Raw genomic sequence first — 4,252 nt, 5'->3', positions numbered from 1 at the left:
TAAAAGGTATCCTGCATATCTCGCGCGGGATGATCTGGCGGGGTATTTAGAGCTTCAAAATTATAATAATCTGTCTCCATTTCTGGCCCCGTGGCGACGGTGTAACCCATACCCACAAAAATATCTACCATCCGATCGATCGTCGAATTAATCGGATGAATCCGACCTTGCGGATAATAAACACCGGGCATCGTGACATCAAGTGTCTCTGCTGCTAATTGTGCCTGAATTTGGGCTGTTTGCAAATCGGTTTTGACGCGATCGAGCTGTGACCCAATGGCATCTTTAACTAAATTCGCCGCCGCGCCAATCGCTGGACGTTCCTCAGCCGAAAGTTTACCCATTCCACCCAAGATTTTAGAAAGTTCGCCTTTTTTACCTAAATAATCAACTCGCAGTTGTTCTAATGCTTCTAGGGTCTGGGTTTGGGCGATCGCCTCTAGTGCTGTGGCTTGGAGTGTAGCTAGTTGTTGTTGGAGATCGCTTAATGACATGTCGATTGGAGTGGAACTAATTGTGATGAGACGGGCTGAATCTGCGCGGCAGATCTGGTTCTCGGTTGCCAGTTAATAGTTTAGATCGGTAACTCTCAGCCAATTTAGATTCTAACCGATCGAGTAACGCCTCCACTCGATCGCGCCGCAATCTACCATTCGCTTCGAGCGAGATTCAGTAATTCTCATGATGAAAATTGAGATGCTCTCGGAGGAAAAGCAAAGCAGGGAAAGAATCTGATGCTGGTTTTTAAAAATAAAACTGCTGCAAGCCGCATGATGTCGTCACCGATTGCCAAGATTGAAGCGATAAAATAGCGTCAGGGTTTTAAAATGAAAATTGCCGAATCTCGATCGAAGGCGACGATCGTGTAAAAATAGTAAGGGCGCAACTAAATCGATCGTCAAACACCATGCTGGAGAATTCAACCACACCAATTAAAATTGCGATCGTCGGCGACGTTCACGACCAATGGGAAACTGCTGATGAAGTCGCGCTGCAACATTTAGGTGTCGATTTGGTGTTATTCGTCGGTGATTTTGGCAATGAAGCCATAGAATTAGTCAGTCGGATAGCGGCTGTGAAGCTGCCCAAAGCCGCAATTCTTGGCAACCATGATGCCTGGTATACCGCCAGCGATTGGGGACGCAGCAAAAGCCCTTACGACCCGCTGGTAGAAGATCGCGTGCAGCAACAGATCGACCTATTAGGCGAAAGTTGTGTCGGTTATGGTAAGTTAGATTTTCCGCAATTCAATCTATCGGTGGTTGGCAGTCGTCCGTTTAGCTGGGGCGGCCCGAAATGGAAGTATAGTGACTTTTACGAGGCTAGATTTGGGGTCGATAGTTTTGCTGCATCTACGCAGCGGATCGTCGATCGAGCCAGTCAAGCAACCTGCGAACACCTAATTATCATCGGGCACAATGGCCCCACTGGGCTGGGAGATGACCCCGAATCAATTTGCGGTAAAGATTGGGGTGAAACGGTAATTGGTGGCGACTACGGCGATCCTGACTTGTTTGACGCGATCGCGATCCTTAAATCTCAAGGCAAATCGATTCCGCTGGTTACTTTCGGTCACATGCACCACAGGCTCAGGCATACTAAAGAACGCTTACGCCAACCGATCGTCGTCCATCCCGATGGTACGATTTATCTTAATTCTGCACGCTGTCCGCGCATTCTCTCGACGATCGAACGAACCGTTCGCAATTTTTCCCTGGTGACGATGCTAGATGGCAATGTGACTCAAGCGGGTTTAGTCTGGATGACTGAAGATTTTCAGGTGGGTTTAGAAGAAGTGTATTGGCGATCTCCTGTGGCTAGTTAAATAATCCAAGTTGCTATCTAAGAACCCATTTGAGACCTTTTAAGATTCTGGTGAAGGAGGGTAGGTTTTGTTTAGGATCGAACAGTAATATCGACATTAGATTGGATTGTCTTGTCGCACACAAACGGGAGGGAACCTCCCGTTCGATGCGCCGCAAACCTACCCCTACATATCCATCGATGAATCAGCCGTAGGGGCGGGCTTATGCAAATAATTGTCGCCCGTATACCATCATCTTCGAGCAAAACCCGCCCTCCCCCACTCGAAGATCTCAAATGGTTTCTTGAAACCTGCAACTTCAGTCGCAGGCGGTTCTGGAACCTCAGCTATTCTCGCATCTTCACCAGTGCATCTCGGACTGTTGCTGGTAACTGACGCATAATTTTGCCTTTTTCACGATCGACAGCCACTAGCGTTACCATTCCAGTCAGGTGGACGATCGATCGATCGACTGATTCGATCTCATATTCCCAGATAATGCGTACGCCTTCCATATCGATCGTCCGGGTTTTGACAGTCGCCGATTCGCCCATTTTCAAGGCGCGGTGATAGCGAATCGACACTTCTACGACGGGTAAATCGCAACCCATCGCTACCAAATCGGCAAAATCAATTCCAATCGATTTGAGACAAGCCACACGCGCTTCTTCCATCCAGGCGAGGTAGGTACCATGCCAGACCACGCCACCATAATCGGTATGATGGGGATGCACCACGATCGGGTATTCAAACCAGTTACCAGACATGGCTTGGTAACTCAATTTTTCAATCGCGCTATCGGCAGGAATTGGCGGACGAAGATCGGTAGATTCTGACATAATTGTAAATCTGCGATCGAGCGATACAGATAAAAGGATTGTGCGTTACCTTAACTAGATGTTAATACCTAGCCTAAATATGAATATACGCCGGATTGCCGCACTTGTATGGGGGTTAATTGTAATTGTCGCCAGCAGTACGATCGTTACGATACCAACCGCTAATGCGGGAACCAACGCAGTTCAAAGCAATCTTCGATTTACTCCTCAGCAGACAGAAATCGTCGAGCGGTTAAAAACTGCCAGCGTTGTCTATTTAGGCGAAACTCACGATCGCGATGTCGATCGTCAACAACAATTAGCAATTCTGCAAGCATTATTCCAGCATAAACCACAGTTGGCGATCGGCATGGAAATGTTTCAGCGTCCGGCGCAACCGTTACTCGATTTATATTTAGCAGGTAAAATTACCGCTGCTCGATTACGCCAGCAGACAGAATTTGACGAACGGTGGGGCTACAAATGGGCATCTTACGCGACGATTCTAGAATTTGCTAAAGCGAACCGCTTACCAGTAATTGCCCTCAATACCCCCACTGAAATTACGCGTAAAGCTGCCAAGCAAGGCTTAGAAAGTCTCACCCCCACAGAACTGCAATATATCCCGCCCATCGCCGATCTCGATCGCAGCAATCTTGCCTATCAGCGGATGGTTTTGGGTAGTTACCAACAGCACGCCGGAATTGTCTCAATTTCGAGTAAAAGTTTCGATAGGTTTTATACCGCACAACTATTATGGGATGAAACGATGGCAGAACGGGTGGCTGAGTTTGTCAAGCAAAATCCCGATCGTCAAACGATCGTGATTGCTGGCAGTTCTCATATTATCTATGGTTACGGTATTCCCGATCGAGTGATGCGACGGATGGACACTGATTCGCGGTTTACTCAAAAAACAGTTCTACTCAGTCACGAGCTAGATCCCCAACAACCCGCTCCTGCTGATTTTATCTGGGAACAAACCAAGCCTACTAAGTGATTTAGGCTGACCGATTCACACATATAACCAAACCTGATAACCATCATCAGTTCTCTAAAACTGAGAAAGGTTTACAAACATTAACAATCGGGTTAGATTAGATTCATACATCCAAAACATTCCGTTCTACACAGAACAAACAGCAATCATAATCACATGACCACAACCTTACAACGCACCCAGAACGCGAACGTCTGGGAACGCTTCTGTAGCTGGATCGCCTCCACAGAAAATCGCATTTACATCGGCTGGTTCGGCGTACTCATGGTACCAACCCTACTCTCTGCCACTATCTGCTTCATCATCGCCTTCATCGCTGCTCCTCCAGTAGACATCGACGGCATCCGCGAACCAGTAGCTGGTTCCTTAATGTTCGGAAACAACATCATCTCCGGTGCTGTGATTCCTTCATCCAACGCAATCGGTCTTCACTTCTACCCAATCTGGGAAGCAGCTTCCTTAGACGAATGGTTGTACAATGGCGGCCCTTACCAACTGGTAGTATTCCACTTCTTAATCGGCATCTTCTGTTACATGGGTCGTGAGTGGGAACTTTCCTACCGCTTAGGTATGCGTCCTTGGATCTGTGTTGCTTACTCCGCTCCAGTAGCAGCAGCAACCGCAGTATTC

At 47.5% G+C, this 4,252-nt stretch carries 3 protein-coding genes and 2 pseudogenes; 3 read left to right on the top strand and 2 right to left on the bottom strand.

The window, feature by feature from the left end; genetic code table 11:
• A pseudogene (locus Q0R35_RS04500) lies at positions 1-500 on the bottom strand (phenylalanine--tRNA ligase subunit alpha); the annotation flags it as partial.
• A gap of 407 nt (positions 501-907) precedes the next feature.
• Between Q0R35_RS04500 and Q0R35_RS04495 the strand changes: the two are divergent.
• On the top strand, positions 908-1,825 hold the full coding sequence (locus tag Q0R35_RS04495) for a TIGR04168 family protein (RefSeq protein WP_295614892.1): 918 nt from the start codon (positions 908-910) through the stop codon (positions 1,823-1,825).
• Positions 1,826-2,151: 326 nt separating this feature from the next.
• Here the strand turns inward: Q0R35_RS04495 and Q0R35_RS04490 are convergent, their stop codons facing one another.
• Positions 2,152-2,643 carry a thioesterase family protein gene (locus tag Q0R35_RS04490; protein WP_295614890.1) on the bottom strand — a complete coding sequence of 164 codons (492 nt, stop codon included), beginning with the start codon at positions 2,641-2,643 and terminating at the stop codon, positions 2,152-2,154.
• 79 nt (positions 2,644-2,722) lie between these two features.
• Between Q0R35_RS04490 and Q0R35_RS04485 the strand changes: the two genes are divergently transcribed.
• Both Q0R35_RS04485 and Q0R35_RS04480 read left to right on the top strand, forming a co-directional pair.
• Positions 2,723-3,622: a ChaN family lipoprotein gene (locus Q0R35_RS04485; protein WP_295614888.1), complete on the top strand. Its 900-nt coding sequence runs from the start codon at positions 2,723-2,725 to the stop codon at positions 3,620-3,622.
• A 156-nt stretch (positions 3,623-3,778) separates the two neighbouring features.
• A pseudogene (locus Q0R35_RS04480) lies at positions 3,779-4,252 on the top strand (photosystem II q(b) protein); the annotation flags it as partial.

Origin of the sequence: Chamaesiphon sp. GL140_3_metabinner_50, assembly GCF_025361915.1 — a bacterium.
Classification (GTDB): Bacteria; Cyanobacteriota; Cyanobacteriia; order Cyanobacteriales; family Chamaesiphonaceae; genus Chamaesiphon.
The sequence above is the reverse complement of the archived record's forward strand: the minus strand, read 5'-3'. Positions and strand labels throughout refer to the sequence as shown.

Coding starts and splice junctions, on each gene's coding strand:
- Q0R35_RS04495 (WP_295614892.1), top strand. CDS start 908: ATGCTGGAGAATTCAACCACACCAATTAAAATTGCGATCGTCGGCGAC.
- Q0R35_RS04490 (WP_295614890.1), bottom strand. CDS start 2,643: ATGTCAGAATCTACCGATCTTCGTCCGCCAATTCCTGCCGATAGCGCG.
- Q0R35_RS04485 (WP_295614888.1), top strand. CDS start 2,723: ATGAATATACGCCGGATTGCCGCACTTGTATGGGGGTTAATTGTAATT.